This window comes from Leisingera sp. ANG-M7, assembly GCF_000813965.1.
GTDB lineage: Bacteria > Pseudomonadota > Alphaproteobacteria > Rhodobacterales > Rhodobacteraceae > Leisingera.
Map to the genome: position 1 here is coordinate 121,072 of NZ_JWLI01000017.1, position 15,320 is coordinate 136,391.

General features: G+C 61.2%; 15 protein-coding genes. 8 read left to right on the top strand and 7 right to left on the bottom strand.

Features of this window, described 5'->3' with window-relative positions; translation table 11 throughout:
* Nucleotides 1–10: 10 nt before the first annotated feature.
* Both RA26_RS18610 and thrS read right to left on the bottom strand, forming a co-directional pair.
* Nucleotides 11–316, bottom strand: coding sequence for a BufA1 family periplasmic bufferin-type metallophore (locus RA26_RS18610; RefSeq protein ID WP_019295611.1), 306 nt, complete (start codon nt 314–316; stop codon nt 11–13).
* Between the two features lie 221 nt (nt 317–537).
* Nucleotides 538–2,484, bottom strand: a complete 1,947-nt coding sequence (thrS, locus tag RA26_RS18615; protein ID WP_039186289.1) for a threonine--tRNA ligase — start codon at nt 2,482–2,484, stop codon at nt 538–540.
* Nucleotides 2,485–2,764: 280 nt separating this feature from the next.
* Here thrS and RA26_RS18620 point away from each other — a divergent pair, with 280 nt between their 5' ends.
* Nucleotides 2,765–3,013, top strand: a complete 249-nt coding sequence (locus tag RA26_RS18620; protein WP_039186291.1) for a hypothetical protein — start codon at nt 2,765–2,767, stop codon at nt 3,011–3,013.
* Between the two features lie 76 nt (nt 3,014–3,089).
* On the opposite strand, the gene RA26_RS18625 is transcribed toward RA26_RS18620, so the two are convergent.
* Nucleotides 3,090–4,094: an Lnb N-terminal periplasmic domain-containing protein gene (locus RA26_RS18625; RefSeq protein WP_039186293.1), complete on the bottom strand. Its 1,005-nt coding sequence runs from the start codon at nt 4,092–4,094 to the stop codon at nt 3,090–3,092.
* A 133-nt stretch (nt 4,095–4,227) separates the two neighbouring features.
* On the opposite strand from RA26_RS18625, the gene RA26_RS18630 reads away from it, so the two are divergent.
* The 4 genes from RA26_RS18630 (at nt 4,228) to RA26_RS18645 (ending at nt 7,274) form a co-directional block, all read left to right on the top strand.
* Nucleotides 4,228–4,977 carry an alpha/beta hydrolase gene (locus tag RA26_RS18630; protein WP_039186294.1) on the top strand — a complete coding sequence of 250 codons (750 nt, stop codon included), beginning with the start codon at nt 4,228–4,230 and terminating at the stop codon, nt 4,975–4,977.
* Entirely contained in the window at nt 4,977–5,966 is a 990-nt protein-coding gene (locus RA26_RS18635) for an alpha/beta hydrolase (protein ID WP_039186295.1), read from the top strand. Before RA26_RS18630 ends, RA26_RS18635 begins: the two co-directional genes overlap by 1 nt.
* Nucleotides 5,966–6,391, top strand: a complete 426-nt coding sequence (locus RA26_RS18640; protein ID WP_039186424.1) for a VOC family protein — start codon at nt 5,966–5,968, stop codon at nt 6,389–6,391. The genes RA26_RS18635 and RA26_RS18640 overlap by 1 nt, the downstream gene beginning before the upstream one ends.
* A 121-nt stretch (nt 6,392–6,512) precedes the next feature.
* Nucleotides 6,513–7,274, top strand: coding sequence for an alpha/beta fold hydrolase (locus tag RA26_RS18645; protein WP_039186297.1), 762 nt, complete (start codon nt 6,513–6,515; stop codon nt 7,272–7,274).
* Here the strand turns inward: RA26_RS18645 and RA26_RS18650 are convergent.
* Nucleotides 7,265–7,837, bottom strand: coding sequence for a DUF6151 family protein (locus RA26_RS18650; RefSeq protein WP_039186298.1), 573 nt, complete (start codon nt 7,835–7,837; stop codon nt 7,265–7,267). The two genes, RA26_RS18645 and RA26_RS18650, sit on opposite strands and share 10 nt — an antisense overlap.
* 4 nt (nt 7,838–7,841) lie before the next feature.
* The gene (phaZ, locus tag RA26_RS18655; protein WP_039186299.1) at nt 7,842–9,119 is read right to left on the bottom strand and encodes a polyhydroxyalkanoate depolymerase; all 1,278 of its coding nucleotides are present in this window, start codon (nt 9,117–9,119) and stop codon (nt 7,842–7,844) included.
* A gap of 133 nt (nt 9,120–9,252) precedes the next feature.
* Here phaZ and RA26_RS18660 point away from each other — a divergent pair, with 133 nt between their 5' ends.
* Complete coding sequence (locus RA26_RS18660) at nt 9,253–11,055, top strand: PHA/PHB synthase family protein (RefSeq protein ID WP_039186301.1); 1,803 nt, start codon at nt 9,253–9,255, stop codon at nt 11,053–11,055.
* A gap of 132 nt (nt 11,056–11,187) precedes the next feature.
* On the top strand, nt 11,188–11,637 hold the full coding sequence (locus RA26_RS18665) for a phasin family protein (RefSeq protein ID WP_039186303.1): 450 nt from the start codon (nt 11,188–11,190) through the stop codon (nt 11,635–11,637).
* A gap of 112 nt (nt 11,638–11,749) precedes the next feature.
* Here the strand turns inward: RA26_RS18665 and RA26_RS18670 are convergent, their stop codons facing one another.
* Both RA26_RS18670 and RA26_RS18675 read right to left on the bottom strand, forming a co-directional pair.
* Nucleotides 11,750–13,498, bottom strand: a complete 1,749-nt coding sequence (locus RA26_RS18670; protein WP_082015880.1) for an adenylate/guanylate cyclase domain-containing protein — start codon at nt 13,496–13,498, stop codon at nt 11,750–11,752.
* Nucleotides 13,499–13,613: 115 nt separating this feature from the next.
* Entirely contained in the window at nt 13,614–14,483 is an 870-nt protein-coding gene (locus RA26_RS18675) for an NAD-dependent epimerase/dehydratase family protein (protein ID WP_039186305.1), read from the bottom strand.
* A gap of 196 nt (nt 14,484–14,679) precedes the next feature.
* Here RA26_RS18675 and phaR point away from each other — a divergent pair, with 196 nt between their 5' ends.
* The gene (gene phaR / locus RA26_RS18680) at nt 14,680–15,234 is read left to right on the top strand and encodes a polyhydroxyalkanoate synthesis repressor PhaR (RefSeq protein ID WP_039186306.1); all 555 of its coding nucleotides are present in this window, start codon (nt 14,680–14,682) and stop codon (nt 15,232–15,234) included.
* Nucleotides 15,235–15,320 lie beyond the last annotated feature (86 nt).

Genomic DNA, 15,320 nt, shown 5'->3' on the forward strand with positions numbered 1-15,320 from the left:
CAAGCCGGTGTTATGCCGGCAGGTCGCGCTCCAGCGGCTCCAGCGAGCCCTTGCGCTCAGTGCCGTCTGCCATCGCCGGCAGTTCCATGCCCTCGCAGGTGCCTGCGTCAACCAGAGTCCAGGCGTTGCCCTGGTAGTCGGTGGTCGAGGTGCCTGCGCAGGTGGTGCCGGGGCCGGCGGCGCAGTCGTTCTGGCCTGCCAGCGAAACGCCGTAGCATTTTTCCTTGGTGGCAGCAGCAGCGGGGATGGTCGAAGCTGCGGTCAGAGCGGCGGCAACGGCGCTGGCAACGGCCAGGGATTTTGCGGTGGTCGACATCTCGTGAATTCCTTTCGGTTTAACGTGCGGTGTCGTGTTGACAGGAAAACACTAACCCGAGGTTTTCAGGAATTTAAGTCACGAGGCCGTGTCTCACGTCTGCGTCAGCGTATGTGAGACAGGATTGCAGCGCAAAGAGCTGAAATCGCGGGGTTTTACCGGATTTTGAAACAAAACGGCCCCCGGATGGGGGCCGCTGATGCTGTTTTCGGGACGGAATGTTACAGAAGGTCCGGCGGGGTGGCTTCCACCGCCAGTGCCTTTGTAACATTTTCGAGGCTTTCCACCTTGGTCTGTTTTTCGCCAAGACGGCGGACAGAGACGGTGCGCTCCTCCACCTCGCGGTGGCCGACGGCGAGAATGACCGGAACCTTGCCCACGGAATGTTCGCGGACCTTGTAGTTGATCTTCTCGTTGCGGATGTCGGCCTCGGCCCGCACGCCGGCTTTCTTCAGTTCGGCCACGACGTCCTGCACATAGTCATCGGCGTCGGAGGTGATCGAGGCGACCACCACCTGGCGCGGCGCCAGCCAGAACGGCAGCTTGCCAGCGTGTTCCTCGATCAGGATGCCGATGAAACGCTCAAAGGAGCCGAGGGTGGCGCGGTGCAGCATGACCGGGCGGTGCTTGGCACCGTCGGCGCCGATATAGGTGGCGTCCAGGCGTTCGGGCAGAACAAAGTCCACCTGGTGGGTGCCGCACTGCCAGTCGCGGCCGATGGCGTCGGTCAGAACGAATTCCAGCTTGGGGCCGTAGAAGGCGCCTTCGCCCGGGTTCAGTTCCGGCTCGATCCCGGCGGCGCGGGTGGCGGACAGAAGCGCGGCCTCTGCCTTGTCCCAGACCTCATCGGAACCGGCGCGGGTGTCCGGGCGGTCAGAGAATTTGACCGAGAACTTCTCGAACCCCAGATCCTTGTAGATCTTTGACAGGAAGTCGATGAACTCCGCGGTTTCGGATTCGATCTGATCCTCGGCGCAGAAGATGTGGCCGTCATCCTGGGTAAAGCCGCGCACCCGCATGATGCCGTGCAGCGCGCCCGAGGGCTCATACCGGTTGCAGGAGCCGAACTCGGCCATCCGCAGCGGCAGGTCGCGGTAGGATTTGAGGCCCTGGTTGAAGATCTGCACGTGGCAGGGGCAGTTCATCGGCTTCAGCGCGTTCACCGCCTTTTCGCGGGCGTGCTCCTCGTCGACTTCGACGATGAACATGTTCTCCTGGTATTTGTCCCAGTGGCCCGAGGCTTCCCACAATTTGCGGTCGACGACCTGCGGGGTGTTCACTTCGACATAGCCGCCCTTGCGCTGCTGGCGGCGCATGTAGTCCTGCAGCTGGGTGTAGACGGTCCAGCCGTTCGGGTGCCAGAAGATCTGGCCCGGTGCCTCTTCCTGCATGTGGAACAGGTCCATTTCGCGGCCCAGTTTGCGGTGGTCGCGCTTGGCGGCCTCTTCCAGCATGTGGAGATGCGCTTTCAGCTTTTCCTTGCCGGTGAAGGCAACGCCGTAGATCCGCTGCAGCATTGCGCGGGAGCTGTCGCCGCGCCAGTAGGCGCCTGCGATGCTCATCAGCTTGAATGCATCGCCGGGCAACTGGCCGGTGTGCTGCAGGTGCGGGCCGCGGCAAAGGTCCTGCCAGTCGCCGTGCCAGTACATCCGCAGCGGCTCATTGCCGGGGATGCTTTCGATCAGTTCGACCTTATAGGGTTCGTTGTTGTCGGTGTAATGCTGGATCGCGCGGTCGCGTTCCCACACTTCGGTGCGGACTTCATCACGCTTGTTGATGATTTCCTTCATCTTTTTCTCGATGGCGCCGAGATCCTCCGGGGTGAAGGGCTCAGCCCGGTCGAAGTCGTAGTACCAGCCGTTCTCAATGACCGGGCCAATGGTGACCTTGGTGTCGGGCCAGATTTCCTGCACCGCGCGCGCCATCACATGCGCCAGGTCGTGGCGGATCAGCTCATTGGCCTGGACCTCATCCTTCATGGTGTGGATGGCGATGGTGGCGTCGCCTTCGATTGGCCACTGCAGGTCCCAGTGCTGATCGTTGACGGTGGCAGAGATGGCCTTCTTGGCCAGCGAGGTCGAGATGCCGGCAGCCACCTGCGCAGGGGTTATACCTGCGTCGTAGGATCGTGCATTGCCATCGGGGAAAGTGAGAGAGATTTGGGCCATGGTCTGGCTGCTCCTCGTCGGTTTGGCGCCCACAGAACGCCCGGTTGCGGGTATGTGTTTGGTCTGCGCGTTTTGCTGCCAATACAAGGGCAAGTCAAGGCGGCATTGCATGTGATTGTAATTGCGCAGGAATTTCCGTTTGTGTGCCTGTGCATGCGATTGTACAAATATGTATACCGCTAAGCAATTGAAAAATAACAAAAAAATTGTTGCCATGAATGGCGATCCGGGGCAGGGTGGCCGAAATCTTAGGCCCAATGGACATACCAGGAGTGTTCCGATGACCCGCCCGAACCCGAACTTTGACCTGACGGTTGAAGATGTGGATCTGATTGAAACCGCACTGTGCCAGTCGCAGAAAATCCTGTCGCACCGCCATCTGTCTTATGAGCACGGCGCGCAGATCGAAGGCGGAGCAAACATGGAGAAGGCGGTGCAGACCGGGGAGGTCCTGAGCCGGATTCAGAACCTGCTGGGCCGTTTGCAGATGCAAAAGGTGAGCGGGACACCTGCCGCCGGACTGTCCTGATCCTCCGCCGGGCAAGCGAGGGGCCAGCCCCTCGCGCTCCCCGGGATATTTTCAGCCAGATGAAGACGATCCCGGTTTATTGGGCTGGTGAGGGCACGCCTTCGCGGATCATGGCGGAGTAGTCGGGACCGACCCCATGCGCCTGTGCGATCGGTGTGACGCTGCCAAGCGCGCGCAGGTTTTCGACGCTGCGGCTCTGGTCAAGCACGCCTTGCTCCCAGGCAAACTCCGGCAGGTAGCCATTGGCCAGCACCCGCCAGTCCAGCGGCACCTCGTCCGCAAAGCTGCGGATCAGGGTCATCACCACCGTGGTGCAATTGGTGGTCAGGGAGTTGTACCACTGGGGCCGGGCTGCCAGGCTGTTGGCGGTCTCAACATATTTCAGCAGCAGTTCCCGCCCGGTGTCGGGGCTCACACCGATGCGGAACAGCTGCACATCCTCGCCGCGGGCATTGGTGCGGGTGCCGACCAGATCGCGCTCGTCGGCGGCGATCAGAACCAGGGTGTTGGATTTGAACAGGTCGGCAATGGGAGAGAAACCGCCGCCCAGCTGACGCCGCACCTCGACGGACCAGGCGATGTGGTCGCCGCCCTCAAAGCCGAAGCTGACGATCATATGTGCCATCTGCGGGCCTGCCCAATAGGACATGAAGAGGTCGGTGGATTGCAGCTTGGTCAGGTCGTAGCTGCGGGTCTCCCAGGCCTCGGCGAAGTCTTCCGGCGTTTCCCATGCGAAGTTGCGCACGTTTTCGAGGGTGAGGATGTCGCCCTCGAACGTGCCGGTCACCTGGCGGGCCACATCGGGCGACCAGTTGCGCTCTGCGGGCGGGGTGAGGGTGGACCACCACAGGATGACGGCAGCCATCGCCAGCGCAAAAGTGGTGAGCGCGCGCAAGGCGCGGCGGCGGAACATGCTTGCGATTACGGCAACACCCAGCAGGCCAAAGCCGCTCGCCAAGGCCCCGCGGCCCAGTGTCTCAAAGGGCAGCCGGTACCATAGGGCCATGACGGCCCAAACTGTTGCCAGGGCCACTGCAATGATCGCGGCGCCAGTGAAAATGCCCTTGATGAGTCTGAACATGCCCCCGGGGTCCTTCAAAAAATTTTGCGGACCATAAGGAAGTCGGCAGGGGAGTTGCAAGCAGGCAGTGCAGCTGCTTGCGGGGCGGGCGGAGCCGTGCCACATCTTGGGAAAAGCACAGGAGAGCAAAGACATGCCAGCTGCATCATACCTTGAGACCGCCCAGGGCCGCCGGATTGCCTATCATCTGAGCGAGGGGCAAGGGCCGTGCGTGGTATTCCTGGGCGGGCTGAAGTCGGACATGGAAGGCACCAAGGCGGTGCATCTGGAGGCCTGGGCGAAGGCACGCGGACAGGCGTTTCTGCGGTTCGACTATTCCGGTCATGGCGAAAGCTCCGGCACGTTCGAGGAAGGCTGCATCGGCGACTGGCATGAGGACACGCTGGAGGCGGTTGCGCAGCTGACTGAAGGCGTGATCGTACCCGTGGGCTCCTCCATGGGCGGCTGGCAGGCGCTATTGCTGGCGCGGGAGATGCCGGAACGGATCAAGGGCCTGGTGACCATCGCGGCGGCGCCGGATTTCACCGAGGACGGCTATTGGGCCAATTTTTCGGATGCGCAAAAGGCCGAGCTGGAGAGCCGCGGCTATGTGGAGCTGCCGAGCGACTATATGGAGCCCTACCATATCTCCAAGCGGATGATCGAAGACGGACGCAAGCGGCTGGTGCTGCGGACGCCGCTGTTCCTGCCCTTCAAGGTACGCTGTCTGCAGGGAACGGCGGATACCGCGGTGTCGACAGAGACCGCGCTGCGGCTGATGGAGCATGCGACTTGTCCCGACATGCGGCTGAACCTGGTGAAGGACGCGGATCACCGGTTCTCGGACGAGGCCTGTCTGCAGATGATCGAGGATGCGGTACTGGACGTCCTGGGCACCGCCTGATGCGCCGGTTCGGGCGTGCCTTGGGGCGAGGGCTGCTGGCCCTGGCGGTGCCCGTTGCGGCGCTGACGGTCTTTGGCCCTTACGAGGAGGTGGACCTGACCGCCAGTTTCGATGCACGCAAGTTTGGCGAAGGTGTTCAGGTTTATTTCGAAAGCGTCGAGAGTCGGTTCGATGACATTACGCCCGGCACGGAAAAGCGCGTGGTTTGGGCCGGGCAAGCAGAGACACGGACGCCGGTGTCAGTCCTTTACATCCATGGGTTTTCCGCCACCTCCGAGGAAGTCCGACCGGTGCCGGACCGGGTGGCTGCAGGCCTTGGCGCCAATCTGGTCTTTACCCGGCTGACCGGCCATGGGCGCACTGGCGTGGCGATGCTGGAAGGCACGCCCAAGGCCTGGATGCAGGACACCGCCGAGGCGCTGGCGGCTGCAGCGCACGTTGGGGACCGGGTCGTTGTGATTGCCAATTCCACAGGTGCAGCCCTTGCGACTGTGGCAGCGCTGGACACGGACCTGGCGCAGAACATCGATGCGATGGTGCTGATGTCGCCGAATTACGGGTTGAACTCGGTGTTTGCACCCCTGCTGACCTGGCCTGCAGCACGTTATTGGCTGCCGCCGCTGGCCGGGCGCGAGATTGAACTGCCGGTGCGCAGCGAAGCCTATGAACGGTTCTGGACCACGCGTTATCCGTCTCAGGCGGTGCTGCCAATGGCGGCAATGGTGAATGCGGTCCGGGAGATGGATCTCAGCGATACTGATGTTCCCGTATTGTTCTGGTATTCCGTTGGCGATAAAGTGGTGCGGCCGGACCTTGCAGCGGAGGTCGCCGCGGCCTGGGGCGGCCCGGTTGCGGTGAGCCTGGTTCCGCCGGGGGCTGCGGACGATGTGCATGGCCATATTCTGGCCGGGGATATCGTGTCGCCCAGCCAGACGCAGGCAACGGTGGACGGCATTTTGAATTGGTTGAAAACACAAGGATTTGAATGATGGAACAAAGGGTGAGCCTGATTACACTGGGCGTGCCGGATATGGAAAAGGCCGCCGCCTTTTACGAGGCTCTGGGTTGGAAGCGGGCTGAAAGCCCGGATGGCGTCATTGCATTTGATCTGATTTCGCAGACACTGGGCCTCTATCCGCTGGCGGCGCTGGCGGAGGATATCGGCCTGCCGCCAGAGGCCTTGGGAACCGGCGCCATGACGCTGAGCCACAACACCCGCAGCAAGGAGGAGGTGGCACAGCTTCTGGCAGCGGCAGAGGACGCGGGGGCGGAGGTGCTGAAGCCTGCGCAGGATGTGTTCTGGGGCGGCCATCACGGGTATTTCCGCAGCCCGGACGGGCATGTCTGGGAAGTCGCCTTTAACCCGTTCTCGCCGCTGGCCGAGAACGGTGCGTTCCGCTGGAACGGTTACTGAGCGTGGCGCGCTGGCGGCAGTTCTTTTGTAAATTGCCGCCATTCCGCGGATTTCCTTGATCCGCAGGTTTGCTGTGCGCAGAATTCCCTTACGGGTGTGAGGCAAACCGCGAGGGCAGGACATGCCTAATGATCAGCAACCGTGCCGCGAACCTTTGGTTCTGCTGCCGGGCATGATGTGCGACGGCCGGATTTTCTACGCTCAGGTTCGAACGTTTTCCGGCAGCATGCCGGTGATGGTGCTGCCGCTGGCCGGCGGCGACACGGTCGAGAAGATCGCTGCCCGGATGCTGAGCCATCTGCCGCCGCGTTTTGCCCTGGCGGGATTTTCGATGGGCGGCATTCTGGCAATGGAACTGGTGCGCCGGGCGCCGGAGAGGATCAGCCGCCTGTGTGTTATCGGGGCCAGCCCGCTGGCCGAGACGCCGGACCAGGCCGCCAGCCGGGAGCCGCAGATCGTCGCAGCCCGCGCCGGACGGCTGGAGGATGTGCTGCGCGAGACGATGCCGACTGAAGCGCTTGCCCCGGGGCCCCTGCGCTTGGAGGTGCACAAGCTGTTTTGCCGGATGGGCATGGAGCTGGGGCCGGAATTGTATGTGGCGCAGGCACGTGCGCTGCAGCGGCGGCCGGACCAGCAGGCCGCGATGCGGCGGGTGCATGTGCCCACACTGGTTCTGGGCGGTGAGCATGACACGATCGTGCCGCCGGCCAAGCTGGACCTGCTGGCACAGCTGATCCCCGATGCGCGGCTGGAAATCCTGCCGGATGCCGGGCATTTTCCGGTGCTGGAGCAGCCGGATGCAGTGAACCGGGCGCTGCTGCACTGGCTGGCAGAGCCGGTTGCCGAACCGGATACCACCCCCGCCATGTGTGCTCAGGGGTAGAGTTTTGCGCGCTCTGCCTTGCTGATCAGCTGAGGCTCTGCCACCGGTTTGCCGGTGTCCGCATCAAAGAATGGCGTGTCCTTCCACCGGCCGGACAGCCGCGCGGTGATCATCCGGCTGAGGATGCCCCAGGCCATGGCGCCGCCGCCCTTGGTGCGGGCTTGTTTGTCGGGGGCGGGGATGAAGGCCCTGGCCCGGATCTTGCCTAGGGCGGACTTGTCTTGAAACATGTCAGAGCGCATGCCGGCAAAGGGCAGCCCGGGTTTGGCCAGGGTGTTGGCAAAGGGTGTGCCGCAGCAGGATGCATACCAGCGCAACGGCCCGCGGGGGCCGAGGCGGAGCGCCTTCAGATGCTCCGCGCCTTGGGTGATGGAGATTGTATCAGGGGCGAGCTGGAACAGATCGACTGGGTCCGGGGCCGGGTCGGGCTGGCCGTGGTACAGCTCATTGGCGCGGCAATCGGCGCAATAGCAGACAACGCGGGTGCCGGTTTTGATGCCTTGCGCCGCAACTTCACCGCGCAAGGTCCCGCAATTGCAGGAAAACGCCAGCCCGTCCGCCATGCGGTCAGGCGGCCGTGTTCTTGTTGGCGGGTTTTCGGTCCGGCGTCTTCTGGCGGCTGTTGGCGTTCATGAAGTCGATCACCAGCGGGCGGATGTTGTTGCGCCAGCTGCGGCCCGCGAAGATGCCGTAGTGGCCGGCACCGGGCTCCACATGGCTGGCTTTCTTCTCTTCCGGCAGGCCGGTGCAGAGGTCCAGTGCGGCGATGCATTGGCCGGGGGCAGAGATGTCGTCCTTGGCGCCTTCAACGGTTTTGACCGCCACATCGGTGATTTTGGAGAAGTCCACCTTGTGGCCGTTCACGACGAACTCGTTGCGGGCGATTTCGCGGTTCTTGAAGATGCGTTCGACAGTGGACAGGTAGAATTCTGCCGTCATGTCCATCACCGCCAGGTATTCGTCATAGAAGCGGTTGTGGGCATCGTGGTCGGAGGCTTCGCCGCGGGACACGCGCTGGATCTGGTCCATGAAGGCCTTGGAATGCCGTTCTCCGTTCATCGACATGAAGGATGCCAGCTGCAGGAGGCCCGGGTAGACCTTGCGGCCGACGCCCTTGTACTTGTAGCCGACGCGCTGGATCATGGTTTCCTCGAGCTGGCCCATGGTGACACGGCGCCCGAAGTCGGTGACTTCGGTCGGGGTGGCGTCCGGGTCCACCGGGCCGCCGATCAGCGTCAGCGAGGACGGTTGCGCCTTGGGATCCTGCTCTGCCAGATAAGCGGTGGCAGCCAGGGTCAGCGGCACCGGCTGGCAGACCGCAACAACATGGATGTCGGGACCCAGCTCACGCATGAAGTCGACGAGGTAAAGGGTGTAATCCTCAACGTCGAATTTACCTGCAGAAACAGGGATGTCGCGGGCGTTGTGCCAGTCCGTCACATAGACTTCACAGTTCCTGATCAGACTTTGAACGGTAGAGCGGAGGAGCGTGGCGTAATGGCCGGACATCGGGGCGACCAGCAGTACTTTACGCGGCTGCTCCTCGCGTCCGCTGACCTTGAAATGGATGAGGTCGCCAAAGGGGCGTTCCACCACATTGGTGATTTCAACGACGTGGTCCTTGCCGTCTTCGCAGGTGAAGGAGGGAATGCCCCAATCGGGTTTCACCACCATGCGCTGGTAAGTACGTTCCGTCACTTCGCCCCAGGCGGCCATCCAGCTGAGGGCAGGGTTTGGCAAGGCGGAAAAGACCGGGTAAGATGCCATGGAGAGGGCGGTGGCTCCCAACCATTGGTTGGTGTTCCGGACGGTCTCCATCAGGTCGTAGGTCATCATGTATCGCATGCGCGTCTCCTTCGGGCTTTGCCCCAGCGTCATCGGACCAACAAATCCGGACTATCGGACCAATCGCCGCTTTGCCCTGAAAATTGCAGAAGAGTATTCTGCATAGCAGAAAGCCTATGAGGGATTCTTTTATATGACAACTAGTGACGAATTATCCGCAGCCCCGAATTCTGAGAGCATTGAAAAGCTTAAGGAAAACATGACCCGTGTGGAGGAGCTGAGCAAACGTCTGGCTGATGTCATGTCCAGGAAGGTGCCGCATAACCCGGCTTTGGACGGTCCGAATCAAGAGCTTTATGCGCGCGCAGCAACTGCCTATTGGGCCGAAGCGATGCAGAACCCGGCAAAGATCCTGGAACAGCAGGTCGAGTACTGGAGCAAATCCGTGCTGAATTTTGCCGAAGCGCAGAAAGCCCTGGCTGGAAAACTGGAGAATACGGATGACGGCGGCCCGAAGGACCGCCGTTTTTCGAATCCGCTGTGGGAGACCAGCCCGTACTTCAATTTCGTGAAGCAGCAGTACATGACCAACGCGGATGCGATCCGCAAGGCGGTGCAGGAAGCTGTGGACCTGGACCGCAAGGACAAGCAGCGGCTTTCATATTTCGCCGATCAGATCATTGAGATGATGGCACCGACCAATTTCCTGCCTACCAACCCGGATGCGCTGGAAAAGGCGGTGGAGACCGAAGGCCAGTCGCTGATCGACGGCCTGGAAAACTTGGTCACAGATCTGGAAGCCAACAACGGCGAGCTGGTGGTGCGGCTGGCGGATGAGAGCGCCTTTGAGCTGGGCGGCAATATCGCCACCACGCCGGGAGACGTGGTTTACCGCAACCGGATGATGGAACTGATCCAGTACAAACCGGTAACAGAGACCGTGCATGAGACGCCGATCGTACTGTTCCCGCCCTGGATCAACAAGTTCTACATCCTCGACCTCAAGGCGCAGAACAGTCTGATCAAATGGATAACCGAGCAGGGCTACACGCTGTTTGTTGTGTCCTGGGTCAACGCGGATTCCAGCCATGCCGAGGTCGGCATGGAGGATTACATCCAAGAGGGTTTCCTGACTGCTTTTGATAAGGCCAAAGAGATCTGTAAGGTCAAGCAGGTCAACGCGGTGGGCTATTGCATCGCGGGCACTACGCTGAGCCTGACGCTGTCGCTGCTGAAACAGCGCGGCGACAAGTCGGTGAAATCGGCGACCTTCTTTACCACGCTCACGGATTTCGGCGATCAGGGCGAGTTTACGCCGTTTCTGCAGAATGATTTCGTCGACGGAATTGAGGCGCAGGTGGAAGAGGAGGGGCTGCTGCGTTCCTGGGTTATTGCACGGACCATGTCATTCCTGCGCTCCAAGGACCTGATCTACGGCCCAGCGGTTAAAAGCTACATGATGGGTGAGACGCCGCCCGCGTTTGATCTGCTTTACTGGAACGGTGATGGCGCCAATCTGCCGGGCCGGATGGCGGTGCAGTATCTGCGGGGCCTGTGCCAGAACAACGAGTTTGTCGGCGAGGGCTTTGAGCTGATGGGCCACAAGCTGCATATCAAGGACGTGGATGTGCCGCTGATGGCGATCACCTGCGAGACCGACCATATCGCCCGATGGAAGGACTGTTATGCCGGTGTGCAGCAGATGGGGTCGCGCAGCAAGAGCTTCATCGTGTCGGAGTCCGGCCATATCGCGGGCATCGTCAATCCGCCCAGCAAGAAGAAATACGGCCATTACACCAACGAAGACCTGAAGGGCGATCAGGAGGCCTGGATGGCGGGGGCAGAGTTCCACGAGGGGTCGTGGTGGCCGCGCTGGAACGACTGGCTGAGGAAACGCTCCGGCAAGCAGGTTCCCGCCCGCGAAGTGGGAGATTCGGGCTTCCCTTCTTTGATGCCGGCGCCGGGATCCTATGTGAAGGTGAAGGCAAACCGTTGATTTTGCAGGTGCAGAAGTATTTTTTCTGCACCGCAGCAAAAAATCCTTGAAATGCTGCGGTGCGGCACTCATATTCCCCTCATGCTAAGAGCGCAGGATGGTCCTGCTGCAGCTTTCTGAGGAATTAGAACTATGGCAAAGACCCAAGACTTCACCGCGATGATGAAAGACTTCATGGGCGCCTTCCCGGTCGACACCAAAGCGATGGAAGACGCATTCAAGAACACCGCAGCTCTGAACGAGAAGCTGTCCGCTGTTGCCCTGGACGCAGCCGGCAAATCCGCCGAGATCTCCAGCAAGTGGACCAAAGAAACCATCGCCAAGCTGGGCGACGTTTCCAAAGTCAAGGCAGAGCCGGCCGACTACGCCAAAGCCGCAACCGATTTCGCTTCCGCTTCCGCTGAAGTGGCTGCCGAGAACATGGCTGCATTTGCCGAGATCGCCAAGAAGGTCCAGATGGACACCGTTGAGCTGCTGATGGCTGCTGGCAAAGACGCAACCGAAGAAGCAACCGCTGCCGTGAAAAAGGCCACCGAAGAGGTGACCACCGCAGCGAAGAAAGCTTCGGCAGCAGCCAAGTAAGAACGACCACGATCCGGCCCTCGCTCTCCTCCCTGACGGAGCCGGACCGTGAAGAAGGGCAGGCCGCAAGGCCTGTCCTTTTGCATTTCAGGGATCACCCGGATTTCACATCTCACTCAGGCAGACCGGCGCGGCGCAGGCCGTCGCAGTAATGCTCCAGGTCTTCTGGCCTGGCGAAGGGCAGCGTGCTGCGGATGCGGGCGACAGAAAAACCGGGTTCCAGCTGCAGGATACGCCCGCATTCCTGAGCTGCAGCAGCCTGGTCACCCAACTGACCGTAGCAGGCCGCCAGATGGCGGCGGGGTGCGGGGAAGCCTGGGAATAGCCCGACCGCCTTGTTCACCTCAGAGATGCCCGGTTGGTATTCCTGGCACATATACAGCGCCAGTCCCTTGAACCAATGGAAATAGGTTGGATGGAATGGGTTGCGTGCGGTGGCCTCTTCAAGCTCGGCGAGGGCTTGTTTCGGCTTACCCTGGTAGACCATTGCCAAGCCACGGAAGGCCATGGCGTCCGTGTCATTCGGGTTGAGCGCCAGGGCGCGCTGGAAATGATCCTCTGCCAGGGAAAACTCCCCCTTAAACAGGTGCATGACGGCCAGGCGGCGCTGCACGACGCTGTCCAAAGGGTCGATGCGGGCGGCACGACGCAGCAGCGGGAAGGCCCGGTCCAGGGTTTCAGCAGGTGATTTGCCCCAGCCGCTCATCCATTCCACCAGGTAAGTGAGCGCGAGGCCTGAACAGGCCGTGGCATTACCGGGGTCGGCGTCGCTGGCCTGCTGGTACAGACTGCGGCACTGCAACAGCGCGTCATGGGTATCCAGGATCAGCGCCTTTGCCTTCAGCACAAGATCCCTGGCAGTCATAGGGGTTTCGTTTGCCGCAAGCGCGGCCGATTTCCGTTTTGCGGTGGCTTGCAGCTGTCCTGCCAGCGTCTGCGTGATTTGCCGGGTTAGGGCATCCTGCTGGCTGATATCAGCGCCGGCCTCCAGATGGTATTGCTCGCTGAGCAGCGTAGTACCGCTGAACCCATCTGCCAGAGAAACGGCGATCCGCAGTTTGTCGGGCAGCTGCCGCACTGTGCCCTCGGCCAGGTAGCGCACCCCCAGCTCAACCGCGGCCACCGAAGTCTCTGAGGCGCTGCGGGCGTAGCGCAGCGCCGTCGTCCGGGATATCACCCGCAGTTCGCGAAAGCGGGAGAGGCCGATCGTGATGTCTTCGGTCAGGGATTCCGCCAGGCCGTTTGCACTGTCCGACGCATCAGGGTTTCCGGCAAACGGCAGAACCGCAACAGAGATTTCATAGACCGGGCCTTCAGGATCCAGCTGCGGCATGGTGTTTTCAGCAATACGGAAGATCCGCACTGGATCGGAGATGTTGCGGATAACCTGAAGGCCCAGGTCATCAAAGGCTGCATTGATCCGCCCGCGGACCTGCTCCTGCACGGTGCCGGAGACACAGATTTCACCGGGCCCGGCAAGGCTTTCGAGCCGCGCGGCGATGTTGACGCAATTGCCGAACAGGTCGTCTCCGGATGAGATCACATTCCCGGTGTGGATTCCCATGCGCAGCTCCAGACGCTTGGAACCCAGGCTGGCTGCCGGGCCCGTTGATTTCCTGGATATCAGCAGGGCTGCCTTTACAGCCTGAAGGGAGGAGGGAAATTCCAGCAGGAAACCGTCCCCCAGTGTTTTGACAAGCTGGCCTGAATACTGGCGCGCAGCGGGCACGATGATCTGGTCCGCTAGTTTGCGCACGGCCGCAACGGCCTCGGGTTCCCCGGTTTCCACCATCGCGGAAAAGCCGGCCACGTCAGCAATCAGAATGGCAGCTTGTCTCTGTCTGTCCCCTTGGTCAGCCATATTCCCTGCCACCACAGACTCAAAGACCTAGATCTCATTATATCATATTGAGAGTTTTTTCGAAAATTTAGATGCAAAAAATATGATATTTTCTTCAAGGGCTTCTGCCCGGGATTTAAAACTGCGCATCACGGAAGCTGCCGAACTGCGGTTGCCAGCCGGTCAGATCGCGCAGCTTGCCTGAGCCCATCTGCTGGTCCAGTGTCGGGCCTTCGGCCCAGTCGCCGTATTTGCACAGCACATGTTTCAGGCTGCGCACCACATAGCCTCCGTCATGGCCGCGGCGGCAGGCAATCTCCCGGGTGATCTCGGCCACCGGCACTCCATCCTGAGCGCTGGCGTTGAAATGGCCGGTAAGGTTCGTGTCTTCCAGCAGCAGCCGGTAGGTACGGGCCAGATCCTCTCGCTGGATCAGCGGCCAGCGGGTGGAGATGCTGCCCCAGATCTCGAACGGTTTGGCTTCGCTGGCGGCCTCCAGATAGCGGGAGAAGGCGCCGCCGTTTTCGTGGTAGACCAATGCCGGGTGGATCACCGCCGCAGAAACGCCCCGAGCGTCCAGAACCGTGCGGGCGTTATGTTGCATCCAGGCAAACGGCTTGATCGGCCGCATCGGGCTGGTCTCATCGGCAACGCGGCTGCCAGTGGTGCCATAGAGCCAGCATCCGCCGGTGTAGATCATCCGCAGCGGCTGCGGGCGCAGGGCGGCTTGCCGCAGGATTGCGGTGATGGCCGTGGTATCGGCCTCCGCCATGTCATCTTCGAAGGTTGCGGCCAGCTGGATCAGGCCATCGGTACGGGCCGCTTCGCGCACCCAGGCGCCAGGTGCGCGCAGATCGCCCCGCAAGGGGCGGGCGCCCAGGGCCTCCAGCTTACGGTCCGAGGTTTCAGACCGGCTGAGGCCGGTGACATTGTGGCCGCGGCGGACCAGTTCGCTGGTGACGGCGGTGCCGATGGAGCCGGTGCCGCCAAGGATCAGGATGTTCATAGCTGTGTGCTCCCGCTCAAAAACCTGTTGCGGGGGTACTGATAAAAGCTCAAGCCGGGTTCAGGTCAAGCGGCTTTTGATGCCGATGCTTCAGAGGTGTACAGAACAATTGTTGCGGAAAACACACCAAGGCTTCCCTTTTGTTCTGCACTGGCATAGGCTTCGCTGCAATGCGTCATGACCGGGGAGGGAACACATGGCAGAACAGGACAAACCCTTGCTGATCAAACGGTATGCGAGCCGGCGGCTCTATAACACCGAGACCAGCGATTATGTCACGCTGGAGGATATCGCGGGGTTCATCCGGGAAGGCCGCGAGGTGCAGATCGTCGATCTGAAAACCGGTGACGACCTGACCCGCCAGTATCTTCTCCAGATCATTGCCGAACATGAAAGCCGCGGCGAGAACGTGCTGCCGGTCAATGTGCTGAACGATCTCGTGCGAAGCTACATGGTGCCGGGCGGCGGAGTGATGCCGCAGTTCCTGCAGACCTCCTTTGACATGCTGCGCGAGAGCCAGTCGAAGATGATGGAAAACATGAATGCAATGAACCCGATGTCCAAGATGCCGGGGTTCGAGGCGATGAAGGCGCAGCAGGAGGCGTTCCTGAAGGCGATGACCGGCGGTTTCGGTGCTGCGGGCTGGACCGGCGGTGCTGAGGAAGAAAAATCCGAAAGCAGCGGCGAAGATCTGGACGACATCAAAAAGCAGCTGGCCGCGCTACAGGAAAAACTGTCAAAGATGAAATGACACCCAGTGCCTGGCGGCATTGACAACAAAGCCCCCGGTCCGGTTCGGCGGGGGCTTTTTCATGCGCAGTTATTTGCGGGTGCGGA

What these genes read in the sequence shown, in the direction of transcription:
- RA26_RS18675 (WP_039186305.1), bottom strand. Translation starts at nt 14,483, where the DNA reads ATGAACATCCTGATCCTTGGCGGCACCGGCTCCATCGGCACCGCCGTC.
- RA26_RS18630 (WP_039186294.1), top strand. Translation starts at nt 4,228, where the DNA reads ATGCCAGCTGCATCATACCTTGAGACCGCCCAGGGCCGCCGGATTGCC.
- RA26_RS18645 (WP_039186297.1), top strand. Translation starts at nt 6,513, where the DNA reads ATGCCTAATGATCAGCAACCGTGCCGCGAACCTTTGGTTCTGCTGCCG.
- RA26_RS18650 (WP_039186298.1), bottom strand. Translation starts at nt 7,837, where the DNA reads ATGGCGGACGGGCTGGCGTTTTCCTGCAATTGCGGGACCTTGCGCGGT.
- thrS (WP_039186289.1), bottom strand. Translation starts at nt 2,484, where the DNA reads ATGGCCCAAATCTCTCTCACTTTCCCCGATGGCAATGCACGATCCTAC.
- phaZ (WP_039186299.1), bottom strand. Translation starts at nt 9,119, where the DNA reads ATGCGATACATGATGACCTACGACCTGATGGAGACCGTCCGGAACACC.
- RA26_RS18610 (WP_019295611.1), bottom strand. Translation starts at nt 316, where the DNA reads ATGTCGACCACCGCAAAATCCCTGGCCGTTGCCAGCGCCGTTGCCGCC.
- RA26_RS18670 (WP_082015880.1), bottom strand. Translation starts at nt 13,498, where the DNA reads ATGGCTGACCAAGGGGACAGACAGAGACAAGCTGCCATTCTGATTGCT.
- RA26_RS18635 (WP_039186295.1), top strand. Translation starts at nt 4,977, where the DNA reads ATGCGCCGGTTCGGGCGTGCCTTGGGGCGAGGGCTGCTGGCCCTGGCG.
- RA26_RS18660 (WP_039186301.1), top strand. Translation starts at nt 9,253, where the DNA reads ATGACAACTAGTGACGAATTATCCGCAGCCCCGAATTCTGAGAGCATT.
- phaR (WP_039186306.1), top strand. Translation starts at nt 14,680, where the DNA reads ATGGCAGAACAGGACAAACCCTTGCTGATCAAACGGTATGCGAGCCGG.
- RA26_RS18625 (WP_039186293.1), bottom strand. Translation starts at nt 4,094, where the DNA reads ATGTTCAGACTCATCAAGGGCATTTTCACTGGCGCCGCGATCATTGCA.
- RA26_RS18665 (WP_039186303.1), top strand. Translation starts at nt 11,188, where the DNA reads ATGGCAAAGACCCAAGACTTCACCGCGATGATGAAAGACTTCATGGGC.
- RA26_RS18640 (WP_039186424.1), top strand. Translation starts at nt 5,966, where the DNA reads ATGGAACAAAGGGTGAGCCTGATTACACTGGGCGTGCCGGATATGGAA.
- RA26_RS18620 (WP_039186291.1), top strand. Translation starts at nt 2,765, where the DNA reads ATGACCCGCCCGAACCCGAACTTTGACCTGACGGTTGAAGATGTGGAT.